General features: G+C 66.1%; 5 protein-coding genes. All 5 read right to left on the reverse strand.

The genetic code is table 11. The features are described 5' to 3' along the window. Window positions 1-167: 167 nt before the first annotated feature. The 5 genes from GYA94_RS25450 to GYA94_RS25470 all read right to left on the reverse strand — a co-directional run bounded on the left by GYA94_RS25450 (window position 168) and on the right by GYA94_RS25470 (window position 4,576). Complete coding sequence (locus GYA94_RS25450; protein WP_009683472.1) at window positions 168-416, reverse strand: CsbD family protein; 249 nt, start codon at window positions 414-416, stop codon at window positions 168-170. A gap of 142 nt (window positions 417-558) precedes the next feature. Beyond that, window positions 559-1,014 (reverse strand): redox-sensitive transcriptional activator SoxR, encoded by a 456-nt coding sequence (soxR, locus tag GYA94_RS25455; RefSeq protein WP_029886682.1) that lies wholly within the window; start codon window positions 1,012-1,014, stop codon window positions 559-561. Between the two features lie 58 nt (window positions 1,015-1,072). Next, window positions 1,073-1,804: a GntR family transcriptional regulator gene (locus GYA94_RS25460; protein ID WP_110679937.1), complete on the reverse strand. Its 732-nt coding sequence runs from the start codon at window positions 1,802-1,804 to the stop codon at window positions 1,073-1,075. A 122-nt stretch (window positions 1,805-1,926) separates the two neighbouring features. After that, on the reverse strand, window positions 1,927-3,441 hold the full coding sequence (locus tag GYA94_RS25465) for a DHA2 family efflux MFS transporter permease subunit (protein ID WP_161893350.1): 1,515 nt from the start codon (window positions 3,439-3,441) through the stop codon (window positions 1,927-1,929). After that, window positions 3,431-4,576: an HlyD family secretion protein gene (locus GYA94_RS25470; protein WP_110679939.1), complete on the reverse strand. Its 1,146-nt coding sequence runs from the start codon at window positions 4,574-4,576 to the stop codon at window positions 3,431-3,433. Before GYA94_RS25470 ends, GYA94_RS25465 begins: the two co-directional genes overlap by 11 nt. Between the last annotated feature and the right edge of the window lie 71 nt (window positions 4,577-4,647).

Consider the following 4,647-nt stretch of genomic DNA (forward strand, 5'->3'; position numbering starts at 1 on the left):
CGAGCCCGCGAAGAAACCAGCGCGCTGCATGGCACCGGCTGAGCCGGTGTTCGCGGGCATGCCCGCTCCCACAGCTATTGCACCTTTGTCTTGGCTACGATATCGCCAGCGGTGATGGCGTGGGCCGGACGCCATGTCCGGCCCTGAACCGCCTGTTGCGCCTTGGGTCAACGGCGCAGCAGGCGAGAAATCACCAGTGTGACGGCGGCGGTGATGGCCAGTGCGGCGATAGGCTTTTCCTTGACGAACGAAGTCACCGTGTCCACGGCATCACCATAGGTCTTGGTCACCTGGCCTGCCGCCTGACGCGCATCGCCTTCGGCTTCCAGCGCCGGGTCTTCGACCAGCCGGCCTACAGCGCTCTGCGCCTTGCCTGCAAGGTTCTCGGCAACACCTTCGATCTGTTCGCGTTTCATGATGGCTATATTCCTTCCTGTAAGCGGCTTTGGGTTGATAGCACAGGGTTAGGGAGGTGAAGGGCGGCAATGGTTCCAACTACTCATCACCTTCAAGCCACACGCCCCTGCAGGGAATCGCACGTGGCGTGAGTGGGCGAGGCTAGCGCGCCTTCTTTTCCAGAATCCGCGCGCCGCTCCCTTCCTTGGCCAGCACATCCCCGGGATTGCGCAGGGGGCAGTCCTGCAGTGACAGGCAGCCGCAACCAATACAGTTGTCGAGGCTGTCGCGCAGCGCCTCCAGGGTACGGATGCGTGCATTCAGGTCTTCGCGCCAGGCGCTCGACATTTCGCCCCACTGCGCCGCGGTCAGCTTGCTGTTGGGCGCATAGCGGCTCAATGCCTGGCGGATTTCCTCCAGTGCGATACCGGTGCGCTGTGCCACCTTGATGATCGCCAGGGTGCGCAGTACCAGCGAAGGGTAGCGGCGCTGGTTGCCCGCCGTACGAACGCTGGCGATCAGCCCTTTGGCTTCATAAAAGTGCAGCGCTGACACTGCCACACCGCTGCGCTTGGCGACTTCGCCCACTGTAAGCATCCGCGTGTTGTCTGCTGCCATGCCTGTCGACCTTGCCTTGGGTTGAGCGCTGTAAGGGCGCCTTGAGTTGTGAAACGGCTTACCCCGCTGCGCGATCCCGGCGCAACTGGGTAACCAGGGTAAAACGGTCATGCGGGTGGATCGTCTCGGCCACGGCCATCAGGTCGCCGTTCTCTTCGCGGTAGTGGCGAATGATCTGCAACCCCGCCGAACCCACCTGCGCCTTCAGCGCGTGGGCCAGCTCGGCCGTCAGCGCTACCGCCCGTACTTGCTGGTCGATCACCGCGATCGCGCGGCCGTAATGCTGCTCGATCAGCCTGGCAATCGGCTGTTCGGGCTGCTCGCGAGCGCGTTCGATGACTTCGCCGTAGTCCCGCTGTGCATAAACCTGGGTGCAGCATAGCGGCGGCGCAGCCTGCGCCACGGCGATGCTCGACAGGCAAAAGTAGTGCTCACCGGGCACCAGCCCCAGCCGTGCCGCCTGGCCCAGGTCGGCAACGAAGTGCTGCACATCGCGGATCTGCCAGCGCTGATCTGGCGCCAGCTGTGCCAGGTCGGCGACGCTGGCCAGCGACTGCGTGTAGCCCCCGCGGGGGCTGCTGGCCTCGACCCGGGTGCCGACGCGCTTGCGTCGCGATACCAGCCCCTGGCCGAGCAACTGGTCGATCGCGGCACGTACCGTGTGCCGGCTCACACCGTAAAGGTCGCACAGCTCGTGCTCGGTTGGCAGCAGGCTGCCCACCGGATACCGGCCATTGGCAATGCCTGCCATCAAGTCCTTGGCCACAGTGGCATAGCGCGTCGGGTTCATACCTGTGTTCTGTCTCGCACCTGTCGTCGGCCGAGAGTGTACCAGCGACGTGTGCCGGGTGGTCGGCGAGCAGGCTGCACCTGGCGGTGCAGCCCAGCACCCACGGGGCCCGCTGACGCTTTTCAGGTGTTCTGCCTGGCCCGCAACAGCATCGCCGCCAGGGCGCACCCGAGCAAGGCCAGGCACGCCAGGTAGAATGCGTCGCTGTAGGCCATCAGGTACGCTTCGCGGCGAATGGTTGCCGCCAACCCCTCCAGCGCCTGCTGCTGCTGCGGCAACCAGCTCTGCACCGTGTGGTTGATGCGTTCCTGCATGCCCGGCTCGAACACGCTGACCTGCTCGTGGATACGTTCGCTGTGGAAACGCTCGCGGGTGGCCACCAGCTGGGTCAACCCGGCCGTCCCTACCGCGCCCCCCAGGTTGCGCAGCATCGAGAACACGGCCGACGCCGACCCGGCTTCACGCTTGTCCAGCCCGGCCACCGCCAGCACCGACAACGCTACCATGATGAACGGCTGGCCGATGCCACGTACCACAGTGGATGGGATGATCACGTTGTCGGCACTGTCGGCGCTCAGGCTTGCCCCCAGCCAGCAACCCAGGGCCATGATCAGGAAACCGCTGGCGACCATGAACTTGGCGCTGGTCCAGCCCATCAGCCGCGGCATCATGGGCGCCAGCAGCAACTGAACCAAGCCATAGGCGATCAGTGCTACACCCACGTCGTGGGCGCTGAAGCCCTGCAGTTGCGACAGGTAGTTGGGCACCAGGAACACCAGGCCGAAGGTTGCCGCGCCGAAGATGAACATGGCCACACTGGCGACGCCGAAGTTGTAACGCCCCAGCAAGCGCAAATTGATGAAAGCGCGCTGGCCGCGCAGTTGGGTAACCACGAACACCACCAGGGCAATTCCGGCGATCGCGCTCATGCCAACGATGAACGATGAGCCGAACCAGTCCAGCCTGCCGCCTTCTTCCAGCACGATCTGCAAGCCACCCAGGCCGATCACCATGGCCGCGATACCCAGCCAATCGCCCTTGCGCAGCAGCGCGAGTTGCATCGGCCTTGCGTCGATCGACCAGGCGATGGCGAACAGCAGGGCGATACCCGGGAACAGTTGCAGGTAGAAGATCCAGCGCCATGAATAGGCGTCGGTCAGCCAGCCGCCAATCGACGGCCCGGCCGCCTGTGCCACGCTGTTGGCCAGGCTGAACAGCGCCATGCCCATGGCCATCTTGCTGGCTGGCAGCTCGGTGATGATCAACTGGAACGACAGCGGGATCAGCACCGCGCCGGCCGCGCCCTGCACTACGCGCAGGGTGATCATCGTTTCCAGGTTGGGGGCCCACGAGCAGGCCACCGAGGCCAGCAGGAAGATCAGCGAGCCGGTCCACATCACCCGGCGCAGCGAAAACACTTCGACCAGCCACGCGGTCAGCGGGATCATGACGATTTCCGCCACCAGGTAGGCGGTGGAGATCCATGAGCCTTCCTCGAAGCTGGCCCCCAGCGAGCCACGGATTTCCGGCAGCGCGGCGCTGGTGACATGCACGTTCATGCCGGCCATGAAGCAGCCGAACAGGCCGCCGAGCACGGCGACCCAGGCGCGCAACGAGACGGGTTGCTCAGTGGCCATCGGCAACCTCGGCGTGGCGGGTGTCGACGATGCTCACCACCGACATGCCCGGCAGCAGCTGCGGGCCTGCGGGCGCTGGGTCGAGCAGGATGCGCACCGGGAAGCGCTGGACGATCTTTGTGAAGTTGCCAGTGGCGTTGTCCGACGGCAGCAGGGCGAAGACATTGCCCGAGGCGGGGGAGAAACTGGCCACACGGCCGTGCAGTGGCTGGCCGGCAAAGCTGTCGACGCGGATTTCCACGGGTTGCCCGGGGCGCATGCGGGCCAGTTGCGTTTCCTTGTAGTTGGCGACCACGTAGGCCTGCTGTACCGGCACCACTGCCAGCAGCGGCTGGCCGGGCACCACGTACTGGCCAGCACGCACGCGGCGTTGGCCCACGATGCCAGCGAGCGGGGCGCGAATCACGGTGTCGTGCTGGTCCTGGCTGGCCAGTTGCCGGCGAGCCTGGGCGTGGGCCAAGGCGGCTGCGCGCTGTTGCAGTTCGGCGTCGGCCTGGGTGGAGCGGGCCTTGGCCATGGCCAGTTGAGCGCGTTGTTCGCGCAGCGCGGCCTGAGCCCCTTGCAGCGCCGCTTGTGCCTGGGCCGCCTGGGCGTTGGCACTTTCCAGCCGCTGCGCGGTGGCCGCTTGATCGCGTACCAGGCCGCGGTAGCGCTGCACGTCCAGGGCAGTGCGTTGGCGTTCGGCGGTGGCGCTGCGCACGGTCGCTTCAGCCTGCTGGATGGCGTGCTGGCGCTGGTTGATGCGCTCGGCCGCCAGCTGTTGGCCAGCCTGTGCGGCGGCCAGTGCTGCCTGGGCTTCGGCCACGCTGGCCTGGGCCTGCTCGACACGCGCGCGGTAGTCCTGGTCTTGCAGCCGTACCAGTACATCGCCGGCCTGGACTGGCTGGTCGTCCGCCACCTCCACCTTGGCAACATAGCCGGCAACGCGCGGGCTCAGTGCCACCCAATCGGCACGGACATAAGCATCGTCGGTGGTCTGCAGGTAGCGGCCGGTGGTGAGCCAGTAGCTGGCGAAGGCCAGCACCGTGACGGCCGCCAGGCTGCCGCTGGCGATCCAGGCCTGGCGGCGGCGGGGTCTGGTGCTGGCTTGCTGTGCTGCTTCGGCGGGGGCGTTCTGTTCTACGGCGGCATTCATGTTCGGTTTCCATTTCTGATGTTGGGGCTGCTGCGCAGCCCATCGCCGGCAAGCCCACAGGGATCGCCTTA

It is taken from the genome of Pseudomonas juntendi (genome assembly GCF_009932375.1).
Classification (GTDB): Bacteria; Pseudomonadota; Gammaproteobacteria; order Pseudomonadales; family Pseudomonadaceae; genus Aquipseudomonas; species Aquipseudomonas juntendi.